The sequence below is a fragment of the Planctomycetota bacterium genome, assembly GCA_035574235.1.
GTDB lineage: Bacteria > Planctomycetota > MHYJ01 > MHYJ01 > JACPRB01 > DATLZA01.
On record DATLZA010000060.1, the window covers coordinates 1 to 20,090 of the forward strand.

Below are 20,090 nucleotides of genomic sequence, written 5' to 3' on the forward strand. Positions count from 1 at the left end.
TGTTGACCCGCAAGGCCGACGACTTTGTGGATGAGGCGGCGAAGCTGCTCTCCCGCATGCGCACGGGTAAGGGCCTCAGACAAATGCTCAAGCCTCATCATCACGATTCGGTGCGCAAGAAATTAATCAGTTCTGCTTAGAACCATCATGATCGGGATGATCGGCAACAAGTGACGCAGACCAATATTAATGTTTGAGCCGCACGCTACAACGCCGTAGACGATGACCGGAATAACAAGAAAGTGCAGCTTGCGCAAACTGTAGTGAGTTGGACGGATCGCATGCCAGAGGCCAAGCCCAGTTAACATAACCGCCGAAACGGGCGTCTTTACGAGATAGGCGAACGGAAAGTACCACCACCAACCCGTAGAGGAATGCCGGCCAAGGGCATATGCAGCCCTACCCTGCGCGTTTTCGAACATGTAGCCAAAGCCGTACAGATACGATTCCGGAAGAACCCGGTACTTGCGCGCGGCGCTAAGAATCCCGCCGACGAGCGACCCTTCTGTGCCTTTAGAATCCCATGAGAACTCAAAGTCGCCTCTCGCCGCAGCCTTGTAGCGAAATCCGTACGAGGCCCAGATGACCAAGAACACGCACGCTGCGACGGTGGCCAAGTACCCCATCCAGCGAGCCCAGGTTCGGAGATGAAGAGGCAGTGATTCGCCCGGCTTCGTCTTCCGGCCCTGAGCCCAACGAATCACCAAGAACCAGGCCATGGCCGGAATAATAAGGACGGCGCTATACTTGACGGCGAGCGCACCTCCCAGCACCGCTCCGGCCGCGGCCGCCCGGCTAAACGATGGCGTTTCGGAAAGCCTCCAGAAACCTGCGATCGCCAGGAGCGTCATTGCAGCCAGAGGGACGTCCGTCGTCACAAGATGTCCATGCCCCAGGGGCCTGCTCCCCAAAATTAGGGCCACGTGAAATCTCAGTGTTAAGATCCTCCGACCGGCAGAGGAGGATCGATGAAGCAGAAGCGGTTCAGTGAGGAGCAGATCGTCCGGATCCTGAAGGAAGCCGAGACGGGGCAGATGCCGATCGTGGAGATCTGCCGGAAGCACGCGATCTCGGAGTTCACGTACTACAGGTGGCGGCGGAAATACCAGGGCCTGACGATCTCGGAAGCGCGTCGGCTGAAGGAGCTGGAGAAGGAGAACACGCGGCTCAAGCAGCTCCTGGCCAACCGGGACCTGGAGATCGACGCGATCCGGGAGGTGCTCCGAAAAAACTCGTGACGCCACGGCACAGGCGGGAGGCCGTGCGGATGCTGATCGAGCAAGGGCTTTCCGAGCGGCAGAGCTGCGCCGTGGCCGAGATCGCCCGATCGGTTTATGACTACGTGTGCGACGAAGAGGAAGACCGGAACCTCGTGCGCAAGATCCGGGCGATCGCCCGGAAGCACAAGCGGTACGGCTATCGACGTGTGTGGACGCTGTTGAGGCGCGCGGGGATGAAGGTGAACGAGAAGCGCGTGTATCGCCTCGGGAAGAAGCTGGGCTTGGTGCTATCGAGAAGGCCGTCGCGGAAAAGGGTTCGCAGAGGCGGCCAGGTGCCGCTGAAAGCCCTTTATCCGCGGCACGTCTTTACGTACGACTTCATGCAGGACCAGACTGCCGACGGAAGGATGCTCAAGATCCTGACCGTGGTGGACGAGTTCACACGCGAGTCGATCGCGATCCGCGTCGAGCGAAGGATGCCGGCGGCGGTCGTGATCGAGGTCCTTCGGGAGGCCTTCCGAAGATACGGGGCGCCGGAGTTTCTTCGATCGGACAACGGCCCGGAGTTCATCGCCGAGGCGGTGCAGTCGTGGCTTGCCCAGCAGGGGACGAAGACCCACTACATCGATCCGGCGAGCCCGTGGCAGAACGCGTTCGGGGAGAGTTTCAACGACAAGCTGCGCCAAGAGTGTTTGAATTTGGAAGTGTTGGAGACGTTGGAAGAGGCGAAGGTCGTGATCGCCCGTTGGCGGCGCGGGTACAATGGCGAACGTCCTCATTCGAGCCTGGGGTACCGGACTCCGAAAGAGTTCCGGGCGAAGTGGGAGAAGGAGTTTTCCTCTTCGCGCGCCCCGGGCTCGCTTCGCTCGCCTAGGGTGAGGGCGCGCGAAGAGGAAAAACTATTGGTTTAAAAAGGAGCGGGACTACGTTTAGCCGGTCGGAAGACTGAGATATCCGCTGGCCCTAAAAATGGGGAGCACCTGGCCCCTACAAGCGCGCCCAAGGCCTGCGGCAGGTTCCCGGGAAAATGAGTCTCCCTACCAGGAATCTAGCATGCTTTAGGGCACCTATCAACTTCGGGTTATCGGAGCTGAGCGAGGTCCATGCCTTCGATCGAACGCGGATCTCGAAGCACGACCGCGCCCCCGCTACGCGGGGCGGCACCGTGCCGATTCGAACCACCTCACTCCACCCGGCACGGGTGGCGTGCGTCCCCGAAGGGGTTCGCCGAGCAAGCCCGGGAAGCTTGCCCAGGAGCAGCTTAACATACCGATCAGGGAGATCGGGCGGGGCTTCGGTCGCCGTCAGGCGATCGCGCGTGTCCACCGCGCCCGGTCGTCGCGACGGCAGGTACAGCAAGGAAAGGGCTCCGCCAACCGATTGAGACGGCCCTGCGGAGTACTGCCCATCCCCTCATATGGATGATCGTAATCACCTTCCGCGGATTTCTATCCGTAAGTGTCGCCAATTAACTTAAGGGCAACGTTACAGTTCGGGCAACGGGCTTTGACGAATTGCTCAATCTCGTTTCCCCAGAGGAGACTAATTGCGCTCAAGCCCAGAGCCACGAGTGGATTGGACAGTCGGATACCGAAAAGAATCGCCACAACGACGCCGAGGCCCTTCACCGTACCTGTGGCTGTTACGTCGTACACCAACCGACACGCCTCACATCGAGCATATGCCTTCGCCATAAGATCACCCTTTCAATCGTTACGGCTGGAATTCCATTCGCTTGGCCGACGACGAGGGAGCTCAGCCCATAGGCTTCTCCTTTCGCCTCGCACGTTTGCCGTTGCGCGAATGCTGCTGATTTCGGCCGCGGCGTGCCTTCTCCGCCGCCGTATGGCAAATGACCGTCCCCGGATGCCCTCCGGCCTCGCCCAGACCTACCAGTTGGCCAAGAGCACAGTCGGATCGACAACTGCCGTGATCAAGATCAACATGGCCAGTAACGAAGTGATAATTCTGGCCACCGGGATTTCCTATTCCGCTCGGGGCGACGACCAACGATAGAAACTGCAGAATCTCTAGAGACGCGGTTGCAACGCTAAAGGCGAAGACGTTCTGTCGGCTTTTCACCGGATGGTCGCTCGGAAGCGATTGGATGTACGTCGGATCCTCAAAATGTCCCTCGCGTTCGGCCTGCACCAGGCCTGCATCGTACTGCGCGAGACACTCTAAACAGCGCCTGCCGACTGTGGCGATGTGAGCCTTCCAATCCGCCCCGCGCATCCTCCCGCTCGGTTTTCGGGAGACATAAATCCCCCCATCTACCACTGGGATCAGATGCGCGTACGCGATGAAGTTTAGGACGCTTCGCGGCCAAGGCCGATCGACACAGCTGAAAAGAACGTCGCAGTCGAGAGCGATCCTGTAACCATCGTCCTCGCAAACGCTCAGTTCGTGCTCATTCGCCTCGAACTCTTCAATAACTGCGCTCTTTCGGATCGCTTCCGCCGAAATCGAAACTTTAGAGCGATGAGCCTCGGCGTCCATCGGATATGCGTGCAGCGTGCGGTCGAGGTTGAACCGCTCAATGGACTCGAAGTCGATCAACTCGATCCTGCTAATTCCGGAGCGTGCCAATGTTTCAGCGATAATGCTTCCCACACTCCCCAACCCCACGATACCTACACGGATGCGGCTAATGATTCCCTGGGTTGCCGGGCCCCAAGCAGAAATTGTCCTATCGAGCTGCTGCCCGAACTTCGGCGTTGGAAGCAGATGTTCGGCGAGTGTGATAGCAAGTCTGTCGCCAATGACCCGAACGCTCTCACACCAACTATGGATATAGGTTCGCCGCCCGGTGCGATTCCAGAAGCGCGCACTCCAGGCACCATCGAGCGCGCCGAGGGTAAGCCCAAGCAGGGGGAGTCCCGTGGCCGAAAGAACCGCCGGTGCCATCCCCTTTTCGGCTTCCACATCAGGGCGGCTCATATTTTGCCAACCCTGCCAGGGATGACTATGCATGAACGCAAGACCCCCACCCGCCTTCAGCGCCGCGGAAAGTGCCCTTTCGAAAAATCCCGGATGGAATTCGGCATTCCCATGTACGGACCTATCACCTTCCTCAGGAAGAACGACTGAATGAAGAAGAGCTGTAATGCGCCGCTTACCGCGGCTGGGGTACCAAATTCCGAAGCAGAGATCCTCCTGGCCGTCTGACCGCGCCAAATGGGCGATGGCGGCCTCGTGCACCGCTTCCGTCAACGCCGTGCTATACCTCATCACATCGTCGCAAAGAGGTGATTGATAAACGCAAGGTACGCCTTTACAGTCCGACCGTCTTTGCCCCAGTTGGTGTACGGTCGGCTCAGATACTGCCAATCGGAACCAAAATCACTTGCGGCCACCCGACCCGGGTGGGAATCCGCGCTGGGGTTAAGCGGAAAAAGGCAAGGTGAAAGATGTGGCCCGCTCGGCGGAATCCTTGGGAATTCGGGAGGCGCCACGAAGCCGAGAAAGATCTCCGTCCCGATAAACCGGCCGGCCATCACGATATAGCGAAAGACAGTACGCGCATCGCGCCTTTCCTCGGGCTTGTACCCAAGGAGACGGAGCTCTGTCTCGAACTGCTCCCGGCCTTCCACTAGGACACCGGTACAGGACCGATGAAGGCCGTAATGAATTTCTGCTTCTCGTGGATTTGAATGGGCTCGTCCATCTTGTCTTTGTAGGAGGTCTGATCTTTGCCCCGAATCTCGATGAGATACCTCTGCTCAGGGTCGAGTCCGGCGTTCTTGACGATTTGGCGAGGCGTCAACTGGTGGGATGAAGTCTCCTGCGGCTCACCGTCCACCGTGTAGTCGAACACGACCCCCTGCCCCTTCTCGTTCGCACTGGACATATTCGAATCCTCCATACTGTTGTAATTCTACAACAACACCTGGAGGCCTGTCAAGGAGCCGTTGTATTTTTTCTACAACGCCCGGAAGTGCCGATTGGCGCTATTTTTTCGAATAACGCTTGCCTTTTTGTCGGCTCAGTGTAGTATCTTGAATACAACACTTCTCCCCAACGTTATCGGGATAGAGGACTAGCCTATGGCAAAAACTGGTAAGTTTGGGGCCTTCTTCAAGGAATGCCGAATTGCCTTGGGCATCACCCTGCGGGAATTTTGCGAGAAGCACGGCCTGGACCCGGGGAATCTGAGCAAGCTGGAAAGGGGTCTACTGCCGCCTCCGCAATCGCGCGAGAAGCTCGAGGAATATGCCGCGGCACTTCAACTGAAGAAGGGCAGCACCCAATGGCGCGACTTCTTCGATTTCGCCTTCGTGGAACAGGGCCGAATCCCGGACCATGTAATGGCGAAAGAGGAGTTGGTGAAGCGACTTCCGGTCCTATTCCGCACCATGGCTGGGAAGCGGGCTACGCCCAAGCAGCTTGACAAGCTCGTCAAGATGCTTCAGGATCCGTAACGCGCCATTTGGCGGAGAGAGGGAGGGGTATGGGGAAACTCCCCGTACCGGTGCTGTCCTACAACGCAATCGCGCGGGAAGCCAATAACTTCCTGCGCCAGCACCACCCTTCAGGCTCCATCCCTATCCCCATTGAAGAGATCATCGACCTCAAATTAAAGCTCGATATCTTTCCGATGCCGGGACTGCTCAAATCGATCGACATTGACGGGTTTACGACCTCGGATCTGAAGTGCATCTGCGTCGACGAATTCGTCTACTCCAGCCGGCCCACCCGCTATCGGTTTACGCTGGCGCATGAGTTGGGCCACATCATCCTGCACCAGAAGATCTTCGAACTCGCCAAATTCCGCACCGTGGCAGAATGGAAACGGTTCTACAAGAACATTCCGGAGGAAGATAGAGGCTGGCTGGAGTACCAAGCCTACGCCTTTGGTGGCTTGGTACTCGTTCCATCGGCCGCTCTTGGCCCAGAATTCGAGAAGTGCGTGGCGACTGTGAAGCGAAAGGGCGGGGCTCTACTGAAGGATGCAGAGGTCACCCAATACTTTGTCGAGGACTGTCTTGCCGATGTGTTCCAGGTATCTCGCGAAGTCATCTCCAAGCGCCTCGTCAAAGACGGGCTGGATCGCCAAATTCCAGGCGCGAGGAAGTAGCAAGGAGATCGGACCAGCCCCCCGCCCCTCCTTTAGAAGGGACTGTCAACACTGAACTTGCCGTTTGGAACTCGTGACGGGTGGAGGTGGCTTGCGACAGCGTCGGACAATCGGAGGTGAGCGAGGTTCGTGCCGTCGATAGAGCGTGGCTCCCGGAGGAACTCCGCGCCCCCGCGACGCGGGGCGGCACCGTGCCGATTTCGCCAACCGCATGCCACCCGGCACGAGTGGCATCCCTCCCCGAAGGGGTTCGCCGAGCAAGGCCGGGGTGCTTGCCCAGGAGGAGCCTACCACCCCGACAAGGAGTCGGGCAGGGCTTTGGCCGCCCGAGGGCAGCCGCGCGTGTCCGCCGCGCGCGGTCATCGCGACCGCAGGTACTGCAAGGGAAAGGGGCTCCGCGGACCGGTCGAGACGGCCCTCCAGAGTACGACAGGAATAGCTTTCTCGGTCTCGTCAATCTGCACGGATTGCCGTAACAGGCGGTTTATCGCGTTTTACGGCCTCCAGCGGCCGGGGCGCGGCGCGTCAGTGTTGACGGAGCGCCAACACTAACGCGCCGCGCCGACGACCGACGCGGCGGGCACCACGCGCTTCCGTCACCGGAGCCTTCGCCACCGTACCCTTGGCTCGCGAACACGTTCGCGGGTGGTCCGAGGTCACGATGGCAAGCCGGATTATCGGGTGCGGCAACGGGGCTGGGGGATGGGTTTGGTGGAGGGTGGCGTTCGGGCCATTCGTCCATCCTGCGGGCAAGACGGGCGAGCGGCCCGGCCCCGGCACCTGCGCCGGGGCCAGACCCTCGTTGAGCTACTGACCGTTGTTCCGCCAGATGCCAGTGTCCTTCTCGGCTTCGCTGACCATCGTCTGGAATCGCCGCCAAGCGGCACGACCGTCGCCGAAGCGGACGAGTTCCTGGAGCTGGCGCTCCGTGAAGTACCGGAGGTACTGCGGCTCGTGGTGCTGCCGAAGGAAAGCCTTGATCGGCTCAGGCAGCTCCAGGAGCTTGATGTATCGCCCCACCCGGTTGACCGGCTCCCCGAGGAGGAGAGAAAGGCCCCGGAAACTACGCATCCGGCGCTCCTTCATCTCCCGGGCGTAGAACTCGGCCCGTTCCAGGGGGGTCTTCTGGCGCTTGAGGACGGTCTGGTACTGCTTCCAGACCTTCTTGTCGATGCTGCCCAACCCCTTGAGGACACCGGGTTTGGGCCCGACGACGAACTCCTTGCGCCGGTCGACCGACCGGCTATAGTAGGGCGTGATGTCCCGGAGGGGACGGCCCTCCGACAGGGGAGGTTGTTTCGTCGGGAGTAGCCGAAGGCCCACCATCCCGACCCCGCCGGGCGCTTCCGGACGATCTTCCGGCAGATGGCTCGGATCTCGTTCCCGGCGTCATGGCCGGGCGGCGCGGAGCGCGGCCGGCGATCCTCTCCGCGCGGGGGTCTCTCGGAAAGGCGGAATTCCTGGAGCTCAAAGACGCTCTCGGGTTCGCCCAGGGCGACCTGAGCGTCCACGCCCGGAAGCTCGAGGATGACGGCTCTCTCGCCGTCGTCAAGGACTTCGTCGGACGCATGCTCCGCACCACGTTCAAGATCAACCCGGGGGGCGGCAGGCGCTCGTCCGCCATATCCGTCCGCTGAAGAAAATCATGGGAGCGCGGCGGTCTCCCTCCGAGGAGGCGTTCGACAGGCCGCGGGAGATCCTTCGCTGAGATCACGGTTCACGGTGCCCCTGCGGCCCCCGCGGGCCGGTTCAAGCGGCCACGCAGGGTAAGCCCCACGTCCCCGAACCCCGCCCCAAGGACGCCCCCGTCACGGAGAGGGGAAAAATCCCAAGTACACGTTCGCCACCGCGAGGCCGTTGTGCACGAAATGGGCGAACATCGGCGGATAGAGGCTCCCCGACCGCTGCCGCAGCCATCCGAAGTACAGCCCGAGCGGCACGTGCGTGAAAAGCGAAAGCACCGAGAGGTGCAGAATCGCGAAGCCCACCGACGAGAGGACCAGCGCCTCCCCCTTCCCCACATACCTCTCCAGCACCCCATAGACCACACCGCGGAAGGCCACCTCCTCGAGGACAGGAGGAACGACACAGATCAAAAGAAAGACCCAGACGAAGCCCTCCTCCTGGAGCGACAGCATCCTGTCCGCCGCCGGCAATCCGAACAGCGCCTGCATCCCGGAAACGAAGCCGCAGACGAAGGCGAAGACCACCGCTCCGACCGGCACGAGCGCCAAGTATCCCCGCAGGCCGAATCCCGGAGCGCTGAAGAGCCCTTCCAGCGCCCTTCGGTGGCGGCGCGCCGCGGCGGCCGTGGCCGCCCCCATGAGGACGTCGCCCGCCAGAAGCGCCCTTCCCTCCGTCCCCCCCAACCGCGCCACCAGAGCCGTCACGGCCTGCACGCCCAGGAGAACCGCGTAGAAAACGATAACGGTCCGGATCTCCCGCCACTCGACCTCCGCTCTCCGCAGGCGCTCGAGGAGCGTGTCCTCGACCCGGGGCGGCGGATCCCCCGTGCGATGCCCGCAGTGGGCGCAGAACAGCCCTCCGGGCTTCAGCGGATGCGCACAGGCGGCGCAAGCAACCGGCGGCGGGCCGGGTTCGGGATCCGACGCGTCCATCGACTCAGGCAAGCTCGCCGGAAATCCGGCGCGCGCGATACCCGGCCGAGACGGCCGTCAGCAGACCCCCGACGACGATGATCTTGATGAGGATTCCTTGGTAGAGGGTCTTGGGCTCCACGATCGCGCTCACGACCACCACGGTCAGGAAAATCAGAAGCGCGCTCAGCGCGGCCGCGAAAGCGTTCCGCCGGGCCCATATCCAGAGGCCGAAGTAGACGGCCGTCAACACGAGGTTCACGACCAGATTCGCCACAACCATGCGCCGGTCGTATTCCACGGCCTCCGCCCACGTCATGCCGATGCGCTCTTTCATCACCCGGTCGCGCTCTTCGGGATCGATCCCCGCCATGGCGGCCTCGGCATTGCGGATCTGGGCCTCCACCTGAGACTTCTGGACCATGTAGATGACGACGCCGCTCACCAGCGTCAGGATGGCCACCGCCAGAATATAGCGGCGCCCCTTCCGCGCCGCTTCAAGCTGTCGGCCCCCTTCTCGAAGAGCCTGCGCCCGAACGGCGGCCTCCTCGAGCTCCTCCGGCGACGTTCCGACCCTGTGGCCGCACCGGGCGCAGAAGTTCTCACCCTCGGCGACCGCCGAACCGCATTCCGGACAGTTCATGACCGGAATTCTATCCCGACGGAACCCCAACGGGTCGGAAAATCGTCGCACGTCCCCACCCCCGGACGAGCGAAGCGAACCCGGGGCGCTTGCCCAGGAGATCGGGAGCTCTTCGGGGGCGATGGCGCTCCGCGCCCCGAGGCACGGGGGGACGGAGGCTCCCGTCCACGGCGTCCCACCCTGCCGGCCGATTCCCCCCTCCCTTACGGCTTCTCAAGAAGAAGAAGATGGGCGTCGCGCCCTCCCCCGGGCTCCTTCTGAATCGCATTGAGCACCGGCGTGGGAGTGGCCTCCGGCTCATCGTCGCGCCCCTTCGTGCGGCCCACGACGACGATCCCCCGCCCCGTCGGCCAGAGGCGCGCATTCTCGTATCCGGGCAGGTAACTCGAGAAAAGGAGATTCTCGAACCCGGCGTCATAAACGACGACGCATTCCCCGCCGTACCCCCGCCCGCCGCCGGGATAACGGTAGAAGGCCCCCGGCGTCTGCACCAGGACCGAAGCCGCCGAACCCGCCACCGCCACCGCCCCGTCCGGACAAACCTGGATCTGCCGGATCCGGGCCCCGTTCGGAGACCCCGCCTTGCGGGCGTCGCTGAAATCAGCCGGAAAATAGGCGACCCAAAGAACGTGCGACTTCGCCTCGAGCGACGAACCGTCGATGCGGACGATGTGCGCCAGCGAATTGGCGCCCTTCATTCCGGAGCCGTCCATGCTCCACGGGGCCGGCGGCACGCCGCGCGCCGCGTCCGTCGGCTGACGCGCAAAAACGCTGTTCCCGCCGTCGGACCACCCGCCGACATAAAGATCCCCGTCCGGTCCCCGGTCGAGCGCCCGAACCGACGAGTCCGCCACAAGACCCTGCAATCCTGGGGTCACACCGTCCCGGAGACTCCGGGGCGCCCATTCCCAGAGCTTCCACACCCTGCGTCCTTCCCGATCGAACTTGTAAAGATACGGCTGCCTCCAGGGCTCCTTGCCGGTGTGCGTGTTCCGGTCGCCCCCGAAATAGGCCGATCCGTCATCCGGATCCACCGCCAACCAACGGGCCTGCCCTCCGCCGGCCATTTCGGAAAGACGCTTCCAGGAGGATCCGCCGGGAGCCACCTGAATCAACCCCCGCACGTCCGCGTACACGAAGCCCTCGCGATCCGTCCAGATTTCTTCCGGCGGACGCCCCGCTCCCTCGAAAACCCAGGCCCACTCGGCCTTCCCTTCAAGGGACATCCGGCAGATGAAAACGTCCCCCGGACAGGACACCCCTTCGTACTCATAAGGCCCCGTCGTCCGTGACGCGTTCTTTCCGGGCGGCTCGGACGCCGGGGGGACCGTCCGAACGGTCGGCGGAACGGCGCGGAAGGCGGCCGTCGCCCGCCCGGCCAGAAGAAAGGCGCGGCCGTCGGAACTCACCGTCGCCGCGCTCAAACTCGCCACCCCCCAGTCGAATCGAAACACCTTCCGCAGGTGCGAGGCATCCGGGGCGTAGAGCGCCACCATGCCGGCGATGTCGGGATTCTCGGGACGCAGGAACGGGCGGCCCCGGGAATCCGTCCCGAAAGCCTTCAATCCCCTGTGTTCTCCCCGCCCCCACACGACGGCCGGAACCGGAAACGAAGGACCCCACGCGTTCCCGAAGGCGACGATCGTGCCGTCCCCAAGAACCCGGACGGCGAAGAATTCTTCATCGGAGGGGCCGCCCAGATAGGTGGCGGCGACCGGCTTCATCTTGGGGCCGCGGCTCGCCCGCTCCGTATATCCCTCGAAGCGCCCCTTCCGGCGGACCTCCTGACCGGCCTGCGGGGCCGCAAAGGCGACCGCCGCCCCGAAAACCAAACATCCGATTCCGACCTGCCTCATGCGATCCCGTCTCCTCATCGCCGCCCGAATCCGCCGGCGATCGCGATCGATGAACCCTCCTGAAGACTTCTCTAGGACGATATTCGGAGATCGCCGATTCCTGACAGGGAAACCGCGGAACGTCAGGGCGCAGGATACCGTCGGCGCTGGCGCCGGAACCGCACGCGCCCGCAGGCCGGACACCGCCACTTCTCCTGCTTGTGCGGCCGGTGACGCTCGCACCGCATCTTCGCGCGACATCGTGGACAAACCATCGGGCCCCCGTATAATGCCCCCCATGGCCGACGCCGTCCGGGAGCTTCCCTCCGAGGAAAAAGTCCGCGAGCTGACCGCGAAACCCGACCTCACCCCCGAAGAGGCCAACCGCTACGGCGACCTTTTCTTCGAAGCCGGCAAGTTTCCCCAGGCCATGATGTTCTACGAGCGCTCCCGCGATCCCGAACGGCTTGCCCGCGTCAAACGGCTCGCCGTCGAAAAGGGCGACGCCTTCCTCCTCCACGGCGTCACCCGCCTGGTCCCGGATCTGGTCAGCCCCGAGGAATGGAAAGCCGCCGGCGACCGCGCCTTCCAGGCCGGCAAGTTCCTCTTCGCCCGCGACTGCTATGAAAGGGCCGGCGACGCCGAACGCGCCCAGGCCGCCCGCGAGGCGTGGCTGAAGATCTTCGCGGCCTGATCAGCCGTTGACGAGTTCCCCGGCCCGCCGGGCCGCCCGCACCACCGTCTTGATCAGCGTCACCCGCAGGCCCCCCGCCTCGAGCTCCAGCAGCCCGTCGATCGTGCAGCCCGCCGGCGTCGTCACCACGTCCTTGAGCTTGGCCGGATGCTCCCGGGTCTCCAGCACCATTCGCGCCGCCCCCAGCATGGTCTGCGCCGCCAGCTCCGTGGCGATCTCCCGCGGCAGCCCTGCCGCCACGCCGCCCTCCGCCAGCGACTCCAGCGCCACGTACATGAACGCCGGACCGCTCGCCGAAAGCCCCGTCACCGCGTCCATGTACTTCTCGTCCAGCACCAGCACCCGCCCGAGGGCCGAAAAAATCTCCTCCGCCAGCGCCAGATGCTCCCGCTTCGCGTGCCGCCCCGCGCAGATCCCCGTCATCCCCGCCCGCACCAGACACGGCGTGTTCGGCATCGTCCGGATCACCGGCACCCCGTCGCCCAGCCCCCGCTCGATGAAGGCCGTCGTCACGCTCGCCGCGGTCGAAATCACCACCTGCCGGCGCCCCACCGCCTTGCGGATCGCCCCCAGCACCTCCTTCATCGCCTGCGGCTTCACCGAAAGGATGATCACGTCTGCCTCGCGCGCCGCCGCCGCGTTGTCCGTGGTCATCCGGATCCCGTGGAGCTTCCCCTTTCGCTCGCACGTCTCCCGATGCTTGGCCGTCGCCACGACCTGCGACGGCGACACGACCTTCGCCTCGAGCAGAGCCTTGACGAGCGTCTCCCCCAGCTTCCCCATCCCGAGCACCGCGATCTTCTTCCTGCCGAGCATCCTGCCCTCCGGTATTGGCGAGCGCCAAATCGTAGCACAACCCCCCCGCCCCGGGAAGGCCGGAGAACGCCGCGCCGGACCCGCAGTATAATAATCAGCCCCCCATGAACGCGAAGCCGCTGGCCGCCGGAGCCGTCGCCGTCCTCCTGGCCGGGTGCCCCTCCCCTTCGCCCGCGCCGGCGCCCGCCGCGCCCCCCGGCTTTCACCAGCCCGATCCCGTCCTCCTCCCCAATCTCTTCCTTTGGACCGACACCTGCAACGTCTGGATCCTTCGGGACGGCGAAAACGCCCTCCTCATCGATCTCGGAGACGGAAGCGTTCTCGACCGCCTCGGCGAGATCGGCGTCCGAAACGTGGAATGGGTCCTTTTCACCCACCACCATCGCGAACAGGTCCAGGGCGCCCCCCGCCTGCGCGGTCGGGGCGCACGCCTCGCGGGCCCCGAAGCCGAACGCGAGCTCTTCGAACAGCCCGCCACGTTCCGCCGCATGAACGTGCGCCTCGGCGACCGGTACACCGTCCACGGCTCCAGCTACGTCCGCCCCCCGGTCGAGCCCATCCCCCTCGACCGCGGCCTGCGGCGCATGGATACCTTCTCCTGGCGCGGCCGCGAATTCTGGTGCCTGGAAACCCGCGGCAACAGCCCCGGCGCTCTGTCGTACCTCCTCCGCGAAAACGGCCGCTGGCTGGCCTTCTCCGGCGACGTCATGCTCGAGGGCGCCCGCCTGCACACCTGGTTCGACTCCGAATGGGACTACGGCTTCGCCGCCGGCCTCCACGCCCTGGCGGGATCGGCCGCGCTCCTGGAGGGATTCCAGCCCGCGTGGCTCCTGCCCTCCCACGGGCCCCCCGTCCCCGAGCCCGCCTCCCAGCTCGTGGAGTTCCAGAAGAAGCTGCGGCGCCTCGAGCGACTCCTCGTCCGCGGCTACGACGTCCACACGTTTTCCGCCGTCCACCAGGATCGCGTCTCCCGCCCCGCGGCCGTCCCCCACCTCTGGCGGACGCTTCCCCATCTCTACAAACTCCGAGGACCCAACTTCTTTCCCAACTTCAACGTCATCCTCTCCGACCAGGGCCGCGCCCTCCTTTCCGACTGCGGCCTTCTCGACGAAGCTCTCCTCGACCGCACGCTCGAGGGGATGCGCGGGACGCTCGGCCTGAAGGCGATCGACGCCGTCATCGTTTCCCACATGCACGGCGATCACTTCCTCCAGGCGCCCTATCTCCGCAAGAAATACGGCGCCCGGATTTGGGCCCTGGACCGAATGGGCCCCGTCTGCGAGCGCCCCGAACACTTCGACTACGCCGCGCCCATCCAGGCCTATGGGCACAAACTCGACGGACAGCCGATCGAACGCGTCTCTTTCGACCGACTCTTCCGCGACGGCGAAAGCTTCGAGTGGGAGGGCTTCCGGTTCACGATCGACTGGATGCCCGGCCAGACCGAGTTCGCCCTCGCGCTCCGGGGCGTCATCGACGGGAAAACCGTGGTCTTCACGGGAGACAACATCTTCGGCGATCCGGACAACCCCGACCACACCGGACACGAAGCGGTCGTCGCCCGCAACAGCTCGGTCCTCGAAGAAGGCTACATTCTCGGCGCCGAATACCTCCGCCGCGTGAAGCCGGATCTCCTCGTGGGAGGGCACTCCTACGTCATGGATCGCCCCACCGCCCTCATCGAACGATATCGCCGATGGGCCTACGCCCTGCGCGACGCCTTCCGCGAAACGCTCGCCGGCGACGACTACCGGTACGCCTACGACCCGTTTTGGGTCCGGGCGGAACCCTACCGGGTGCGGCTCCGCCCCGGAGGATCCGCCGAAATCGCGCTTCATGTGCGCAACTTCCGAACCCGCCCGCAGCGGCACCGCATCGTTCCTCACGCACCGCCGGAACTTTTCACGGAACCCCGCGTCCTCGAAGGGGAACTTGCGGCCGAATCGCGCCGCCCCTTCCCCCTCCGCGTGCACGCCTCTCCCGAGGCCTCCCCCGGCGTCCGCCTCGTGGCCTTCGACGTGACCCTCGACGGCCGCCGGTACGGCCCATGGTTCGATGTCATCGTCGAGATCCGCCCCTGACGCACGATCCTGGACCCCGCCGGAGGGCCGATCTATCATGGGCCCCGCCGTGTCGCGAACGGTTTTCCTGACCGCCGCCCTCCTGGCCCTTCCGCTCGGGGCCCAGGAGCCGCCCGCCGTCCCCGAGCGGATCCCGTGGACTTCCTCGCGCCTCACGGGATCTCCCGAGCCGCCTCCGCCCCTTCAGGCGGTGCGCGTCTTCCCCCACCTCTCCTTCCGCCGGCCCGTCCACCTCGTGCCCTTCCCCGACCACTCCCGCTACGTCCTCGTCGAGGAAGAGGGCAAACTCTGGACCTTTCGAAACGATCCGGCGTGCGAGAAACGCGACCTCCTCATCGACCTGCGCGCCGAGATCCGCGGCCTGGAACGCGTGGAGGGCTGCAAAGGGGTCGCCTCCAGCTATGCGCTCGCGTTCGATCCCGACTTCGCGCGCAACCGCCGGTGCTACGTCATGTACGTCCTGGCCTCGAAGGACCGCCGCCCTCTCCCCGAAGGCTCGCGCGTCTCCCGCTTCCGCGTCACCGACACCGACCCGCCGCGCCTCGACCCCGCCGGCGAAGAAGTCCTCATCACCTGGCTCGCCGGCGGTCACAACGGCTGCGACCTCCAGTTCGGAAACGACGGGTACCTCTACATCTCGACGGGCGACGCGACCGATCCGTCGCCTCCGGACCGGCTCCGGACCGGCCAGAACGTGAGCGACCTCCTCTCCTCGATCCTCCGCATCGACGTCCGCCGCTCCGAGGGCGGCCGCCCCTACGCGATTCCGCCGGACAACCCCTTTGTGAACGTCCCGGGCGCCCGCCCGGAGATCTGGTGCTACGGGCTGCGCAATCCGTGGCGCATGAGCTTCGACCGCTCCACCGGCCACCTCTGGGTGGGCGACGTGGGCTGGGAACGCTGGGAACTCGTCATCTGCGCCGAACGGGGCGGCAACTACGGCTGGGCCGTCATGGAAGGCCCTTCGCCGTGCCTGCCTTCGGCCCCCCGCGGCCCCACCCCCATCCTCCCCCCGGCCGACGCCCTGCCCCACCCCGAGGCCGCCTCCATCACGGGCGGATTCGTCTACCGCGGGCGGCGCCTGGCCGACTTCCGCGGCTGGTACTTCTACGGCGACTGGGAGACGCGCCGCGTCTGGGCCAACCCCGTCCGCGGAAACGCCCTCGGCGAACGCCGCGAAGTCGCCCGCACCGGCGCGCGCATCGTCGCCTTCGCCGAAGAGGCCGACGGCGAACTCCTCCTGCTCGACTACGAAGGCGGGGGCATCTACCGCCTCGAGCCCCGCGACGCCTCCGCCCGCAACGCCGAGTTCCCCCGCCTTCTGAGCGCCACGGGCCTCTTCGCCTCGGTGCCGGACCAGAAGCCCGCCCCCGGCGTCGTCCCCTACACCGTCCGCGTCCCCCGCTGGGCCGACGGCGCCGCCGCCCGCCGCTTCATCGCGATCCCCGGCCGCGACCCCATCCGCCACGTGGACAAAAACCAGGCCTGGCCGCGCGAGAGCGTCTGGCCCCGCGACAGCGTCCTGGCCAAAACCCTCGCCCTCGACGGCCGGAACCTCGAGACGCAGATCCTCCACTTCGACGGACAATCCTGGAACGCCTACAGCTACGTGTGGAACGAAGCCCAGTCGGACGCGACGCTGGCCCCGGCCCAGGGCGCGGAAATCGACCTCGGAGGCGGACGGCGCTGGCGCGTCCCCGCCCGCGCGGCGTGCCTCACCTGCCATAACCCCTGGCCCGGCTACGCGCTCTCCTTCACCCCCGCGCAGCTCGATCTCCCGTGGGCCGGAAACGGACCCTCCCAGCTCGAGGTCTTCCGGCGGTGGGGATTCCTGCCAACGCCGCTTCCCCGCTTCAAAGCCCTGGCCGATCCGGCCGACCCGGCCGCCCCCCTCGACAGCCGCGCGCGCTCCTACCTGGCCGTCAACTGCTCTCCCTGCCATCGCTTCGGCGGCGGCGGCTCGGCGCGCATCGACCTGCGGCACGACATCCCTCTGGAGGACTGCCGCATCGTCGGCGAACGCCCGGTCCTCGGCGCCTTCGACCTGCCGGATCCCTACATCGTCGCCGGCGGCGATCCCGCCCGCTCCGTCCTCCTCTACCGCGTCTCCAAGCTCGGCCACGGACGGATGCCTCACCTGGGCTCCGAGGTCGTGGACCCCGCGGGCGTCGAGCTCCTGAGCCGGTGGATCGCGTCGCTGCCGCCCGGTCCCGTTTCTCCCCCGGCCCAGTCCGCCCGCGCCGAAGAGCGCCGGGCGCTGGAACGGGCCCGGGCCGGCGAGACGGACTCCCTCCCGCGCCTTCTGGCGACCCCGAGCGGAGCGCTCGACCTGCTCGTGACGCTTTCGGAACTCCCGGAAGGCGTCCGCGGGGAGGCCGTCCGCCGGGCGCTGGAGCTCGCGCCCGGCCCCGTGCGCGACCTCTACGAACGGTTCGAGCCGCCGGAACGGCGCCGCGAGCGGCTGGGCCCCTCGGTTCGCCCCGAGCGGATCCTCGGCCTTTCGGGCGACCCCGCGCGGGGACGCTCGCTCTTCGCCAACCCGTCGCTTCAGTGCTCCCGCTGCCACCGCGTCGGACCCGGACCCGAAACGCTCGGCCCGGACCTCTCGGGAGTGGGCTCGCGCCTGGGACGCGCCCGGATCCTCGAGGCGATTCTCGATCCCTCCCGCTCCGTGGACCCGAAGTACGCCGGCGTCACGCTCCGCACCCGCCGGGGGGACGTCCTCAGCGGGATTGTCGTGCGGCGCGACGAGCGCGAGCTCATCCTGCGCGACGTGGAAAAGGAAATCCGCCTGGCGACCGGCGAAATCGAGGCCGTGGCCCCTCAGGCGAAGTCCCTCATGCCCGAAGGGCTCCTCCAGCACCTGACGGCGCAGGAGGCCGCGGACCTGCTCTCCTTCCTCGAATCGCTGCGATAAGCGACGCCAGCCCGAAGATCGCCGCCGCCAGCGCCGACGCCGCCCCCGCGCCGACCGCGGCGGGCTCGAACGAGAACTTCACGACATGCTCTCCCTCCGGAAGCGCGACCGCCATGAGCGAATGATCGGCGCGGCGGATCGGAACCTCCCGGCCGTTCGCCCGGCAAACCCATCCGCGGTGGTGGTTCTCGCTCACCACAAGGACCGCCGGTCGGAGGCATCGAACGCGAAACTCCAGGCGCCCGGCGCGCTCGACCGATCCTTCGGGTTCGCCCTCTTCGAATCCCTCCAGGGGCGCCTCGAGAAGGACGACCCGGCCCGGATCGAACGACGGATCGGCCAGGCGCCGGAGACGGTCGGCCGGATCGGGCCTCGCTTCGACGCGCCCCACGAGCCACGCCCGCGGCAGGGCATCCAGCGCCACTTCGCCCCCCGGCGTGAGCGCCGCGCGGACTCCGAGAAGCCGAAGCGCCCTCGGGGCGTCCAGATCGAATTCCACCGAAGCCTCGCCCGTGCGTCCTCCGAGCGCCTCCGCCAGCTCCGCGTAGGTCCGGGGAACGAGGCTTTGAAACCCTTCGGGCGTCGGGCGTCCGTACAAGGCGAGATAGTTGCGGAACCCGCGGCGAAGGTAGGCGCTCTCCAGCGTCACGATGGATCGCTCCTCCCGGGGAAGACGCGCGAGCGCCGGCGGCTCCGGCGGCAATCCCTCGAACGCCGGGTTGTAGGCCAGGAAGCCCGGGAGAAGATCCGCCAGAATCGCCGCGAGAAGCGCCGCGGCTTTCCAGGCCGGCCGGAGCGCGAGCCGCGCCGCGGCGAACGCGGCCGCCGAGGCCACGGCCGCGACCGCCAGCGCCCGATAGGCGGAGTTGCTCAGCGAAATCCAGGTCGCTCCGCGCGCCAGGCCGACCAGCCCCACGAGCGCCGTCCCCGCGGCGCCCGCAACGACGAGCCTTCCCCATCGGCGGTCGATTCCGCCCGCCAGCGCCCGATCCGCTCCGAGCGCCGCCAGCGTCGCCGCCGCGAAGGCGAAAAGAAAAAGACGATGGGGACGGAGAAACTCGAGGCCCGGAATGAGCGTCTTGAGAGCCCACCAGGCGGGGAAAAGCGTCGCCGCCGCCAGCGTCCCCAGGGCCACCGCCGCCGCGAAGCGCCCCCGTCGGCCCGCGTGAAAGGCCAGCACCAGCGGCGCCAGCCCCATGTATCCCTGGAACTCGAAGAAACTGAGGCCGAACCACGGATGGATCACATCCGCACGGTCCAGGGGACTTCCGAACGCCCGCGGCCAGAGGAGCGTCAGAAGCAGTCCGGGCGTCCGCCACGGACGCGGAAAAGCGGACGCGTCGCCGTACGCCGTCTTCTGGGAGGCGGCCAGGCTCTCGAGGAAGGGCAGAAGCTGAATCGCTCCGAACCCCAGGCCCGCCCCCCCGAAAAGCGCCGCCGCGCGGAGCGTCCACCGGACGCCCACCTGAGGGAGACGGGCCATCGCATAGAGCGCCGCCCAGACAAGCGCCAGGAAGGAGAGCTGCGGGTGGCTTCCGAGGAAAAGCGCCGCCCAGAGCGCCCCCGCGGCGAAGACCCACCCCGGCGCGCGCCGCTCGAAGCCCCGGTGGAGCGACGCCGCCAGGAGAGGAAGAAGAGACGCCGCCACAGGACCGGCGCCGTACTTGAACCACACCATCTGCTGGCCGCACAGCATCCAGACCGCCGCCCCCAGGAGGCTCGCCGCCCCCGACGCCCCGAGCGTGCGCCCCCACGCGAACATCGCGGGACCCGAAGCGAAAAAGTGAAGCAGGATGAAGAGGTCGAGCGCCAGAAACGGAGGCAGCGCCGCGTAGGAGAGGATCCGGAGCGGATGGAACGTCCCCACCTGCGGATCCCCCAGGATGGGGACACCGCAGAGAAGGTCGCTGTTCCAGAGGAGAAGGCGCCCTTCTTCCTGAAGCGCCCGCGCCGCCGCCACGGCGTGGACGGCGTTGAACTCGACAATGTCCTGATGAAGCCGGTTTCGGAGATGCGCGTCCGTCGCGCCCGGCGGGCCCCAGGGTTCGCGCGCGGTCAGGAATTCCGTGGGAACGAACGTCTTTCCGGCGAAAAGGACATCCCGGCCCACGAGAATCGTGAGCGCGAGCGAAAGCGCCAGGCACGCCCCGAGGCTTTTGTCCTTCACGGCCGGCCCGAGGATTGTACGTTCCGGCGGGCCGCGGACCACC

At 66.0% G+C, this 20,090-nt stretch carries 17 protein-coding genes; 8 read left to right on the forward strand and 9 right to left on the reverse strand.

The window, feature by feature from the left end; translation table 11 throughout:
• Window positions 1-122: 122 nt before the first annotated feature.
• The gene (locus VNO22_04620) at window positions 123-1,064 is read right to left on the reverse strand and encodes a phospholipid carrier-dependent glycosyltransferase (protein ID HXG60632.1); all 942 of its coding nucleotides are present in this window, start codon (window positions 1,062-1,064) and stop codon (window positions 123-125) included.
• Between VNO22_04620 and VNO22_04625 the strand changes: the two genes are divergently transcribed.
• Both VNO22_04625 and VNO22_04630 read left to right on the forward strand, forming a co-directional pair.
• Complete coding sequence (locus VNO22_04625) at window positions 969-1,238, forward strand: transposase (GenBank protein HXG60633.1); 270 nt, start codon at window positions 969-971, stop codon at window positions 1,236-1,238. The genes VNO22_04620 and VNO22_04625 overlap by 96 nt on opposite strands.
• 29 nt (window positions 1,239-1,267) lie before the next feature.
• Window positions 1,268-2,131 (forward strand): IS3 family transposase, encoded by an 864-nt coding sequence (locus tag VNO22_04630; GenBank protein HXG60634.1) that lies wholly within the window; start codon window positions 1,268-1,270, stop codon window positions 2,129-2,131.
• Window positions 2,132-2,975: 844 nt separating this feature from the next.
• On the opposite strand, the gene VNO22_04635 is transcribed toward VNO22_04630, so the two are convergent.
• Window positions 2,976-4,451 carry a ThiF family adenylyltransferase gene (locus tag VNO22_04635; protein ID HXG60635.1) on the reverse strand — a complete coding sequence of 492 codons (1,476 nt, stop codon included), beginning with the start codon at window positions 4,449-4,451 and terminating at the stop codon, window positions 2,976-2,978.
• Between the two features lie 361 nt (window positions 4,452-4,812).
• A complete protein-coding gene (locus VNO22_04640) occupies window positions 4,813-5,070 on the reverse strand; it encodes a hypothetical protein (protein ID HXG60636.1) in 258 nt (85 codons plus the stop codon).
• 196 nt (window positions 5,071-5,266) lie between these two features.
• Between VNO22_04640 and VNO22_04645 the strand changes: the two genes are divergently transcribed.
• Window positions 5,267-5,641, forward strand: coding sequence for a helix-turn-helix transcriptional regulator (locus VNO22_04645; protein HXG60637.1), 375 nt, complete (start codon window positions 5,267-5,269; stop codon window positions 5,639-5,641).
• Between the two features lie 29 nt (window positions 5,642-5,670).
• Window positions 5,671-6,297 (forward strand): ImmA/IrrE family metallo-endopeptidase, encoded by a 627-nt coding sequence (locus tag VNO22_04650; protein HXG60638.1) that lies wholly within the window; start codon window positions 5,671-5,673, stop codon window positions 6,295-6,297.
• Between the two features lie 807 nt (window positions 6,298-7,104).
• On the opposite strand, the gene VNO22_04655 is transcribed toward VNO22_04650, so the two are convergent.
• Window positions 7,105-7,623 (reverse strand): hypothetical protein, encoded by a 519-nt coding sequence (locus VNO22_04655; GenBank protein HXG60639.1) that lies wholly within the window; start codon window positions 7,621-7,623, stop codon window positions 7,105-7,107.
• Window positions 7,624-7,688: 65 nt separating this feature from the next.
• Between VNO22_04655 and VNO22_04660 the strand changes: the two genes are divergently transcribed.
• A complete protein-coding gene (locus VNO22_04660; GenBank protein ID HXG60640.1) occupies window positions 7,689-7,934 on the forward strand; it encodes a transcriptional regulator in 246 nt (81 codons plus the stop codon).
• 171 nt (window positions 7,935-8,105) lie between these two features.
• On the opposite strand, the gene VNO22_04665 is transcribed toward VNO22_04660, so the two are convergent.
• The 3 genes from VNO22_04665 to VNO22_04675 form a co-directional block, all read right to left on the reverse strand.
• The gene (locus VNO22_04665; GenBank protein HXG60641.1) at window positions 8,106-8,915 is read right to left on the reverse strand and encodes a CPBP family glutamic-type intramembrane protease; all 810 of its coding nucleotides are present in this window, start codon (window positions 8,913-8,915) and stop codon (window positions 8,106-8,108) included.
• A gap of 4 nt (window positions 8,916-8,919) precedes the next feature.
• On the reverse strand, window positions 8,920-9,537 hold the full coding sequence (locus tag VNO22_04670) for a hypothetical protein (GenBank protein ID HXG60642.1): 618 nt from the start codon (window positions 9,535-9,537) through the stop codon (window positions 8,920-8,922).
• Between the two features lie 203 nt (window positions 9,538-9,740).
• Window positions 9,741-11,393: a hypothetical protein gene (locus tag VNO22_04675; GenBank protein HXG60643.1), complete on the reverse strand. Its 1,653-nt coding sequence runs from the start codon at window positions 11,391-11,393 to the stop codon at window positions 9,741-9,743.
• 277 nt (window positions 11,394-11,670) lie between these two features.
• Between VNO22_04675 and VNO22_04680 the strand changes: the two genes are divergently transcribed.
• Window positions 11,671-12,066 carry a hypothetical protein gene (locus VNO22_04680; protein HXG60644.1) on the forward strand — a complete coding sequence of 132 codons (396 nt, stop codon included), beginning with the start codon at window positions 11,671-11,673 and terminating at the stop codon, window positions 12,064-12,066.
• Here the strand turns inward: VNO22_04680 and proC are convergent, their stop codons facing one another.
• Window positions 12,067-12,882, reverse strand: coding sequence for a pyrroline-5-carboxylate reductase (gene proC, locus VNO22_04685; protein ID HXG60645.1), 816 nt, complete (start codon window positions 12,880-12,882; stop codon window positions 12,067-12,069).
• A gap of 104 nt (window positions 12,883-12,986) precedes the next feature.
• Here proC and VNO22_04690 point away from each other — a divergent pair, with 104 nt between their 5' ends.
• A complete protein-coding gene (locus VNO22_04690; protein ID HXG60646.1) occupies window positions 12,987-14,963 on the forward strand; it encodes an MBL fold metallo-hydrolase in 1,977 nt (658 codons plus the stop codon).
• Window positions 14,964-15,012: 49 nt separating this feature from the next.
• On the forward strand, window positions 15,013-17,880 hold the full coding sequence (locus VNO22_04695) for a PQQ-dependent sugar dehydrogenase (GenBank protein ID HXG60647.1): 2,868 nt from the start codon (window positions 15,013-15,015) through the stop codon (window positions 17,878-17,880).
• On the opposite strand, the gene VNO22_04700 is transcribed toward VNO22_04695, so the two are convergent.
• Window positions 17,801-20,047, reverse strand: coding sequence for a hypothetical protein (locus VNO22_04700; GenBank protein HXG60648.1), 2,247 nt, complete (start codon window positions 20,045-20,047; stop codon window positions 17,801-17,803). The genes VNO22_04695 and VNO22_04700 overlap by 80 nt on opposite strands.
• Between the last annotated feature and the right edge of the window lie 43 nt (window positions 20,048-20,090).

Excerpts from the sequence above, each read along its gene's own strand:
- VNO22_04625 (HXG60633.1), top strand. The coding sequence starts at position 969 with ATGAAGCAGAAGCGGTTCAGTGAGGAGCAGATCGTCCGGATCCTGAAG.
- VNO22_04630 (HXG60634.1), top strand. The coding sequence starts at position 1,268 with ATGCTGATCGAGCAAGGGCTTTCCGAGCGGCAGAGCTGCGCCGTGGCC.
- VNO22_04635 (HXG60635.1), bottom strand. The coding sequence starts at position 4,451 with ATGAGGTATAGCACGGCGTTGACGGAAGCGGTGCACGAGGCCGCCATC.
- VNO22_04640 (HXG60636.1), bottom strand. The coding sequence starts at position 5,070 with ATGTCCAGTGCGAACGAGAAGGGGCAGGGGGTCGTGTTCGACTACACG.
- VNO22_04645 (HXG60637.1), top strand. The coding sequence starts at position 5,267 with ATGGCAAAAACTGGTAAGTTTGGGGCCTTCTTCAAGGAATGCCGAATT.
- VNO22_04650 (HXG60638.1), top strand. The coding sequence starts at position 5,671 with ATGGGGAAACTCCCCGTACCGGTGCTGTCCTACAACGCAATCGCGCGG.
- VNO22_04655 (HXG60639.1), bottom strand. The coding sequence starts at position 7,623 with ATGGTGGGCCTTCGGCTACTCCCGACGAAACAACCTCCCCTGTCGGAG.
- VNO22_04660 (HXG60640.1), top strand. The coding sequence starts at position 7,689 with ATGGCCGGGCGGCGCGGAGCGCGGCCGGCGATCCTCTCCGCGCGGGGG.
- VNO22_04665 (HXG60641.1), bottom strand. The coding sequence starts at position 8,915 with ATGGACGCGTCGGATCCCGAACCCGGCCCGCCGCCGGTTGCTTGCGCC.
- VNO22_04670 (HXG60642.1), bottom strand. The coding sequence starts at position 9,537 with ATGAACTGTCCGGAATGCGGTTCGGCGGTCGCCGAGGGTGAGAACTTC.
- VNO22_04675 (HXG60643.1), bottom strand. The coding sequence starts at position 11,393 with ATGAGGCAGGTCGGAATCGGATGTTTGGTTTTCGGGGCGGCGGTCGCC.
- VNO22_04680 (HXG60644.1), top strand. The coding sequence starts at position 11,671 with ATGGCCGACGCCGTCCGGGAGCTTCCCTCCGAGGAAAAAGTCCGCGAG.
- proC (HXG60645.1), bottom strand. The coding sequence starts at position 12,882 with ATGCTCGGCAGGAAGAAGATCGCGGTGCTCGGGATGGGGAAGCTGGGG.
- VNO22_04690 (HXG60646.1), top strand. The coding sequence starts at position 12,987 with ATGAACGCGAAGCCGCTGGCCGCCGGAGCCGTCGCCGTCCTCCTGGCC.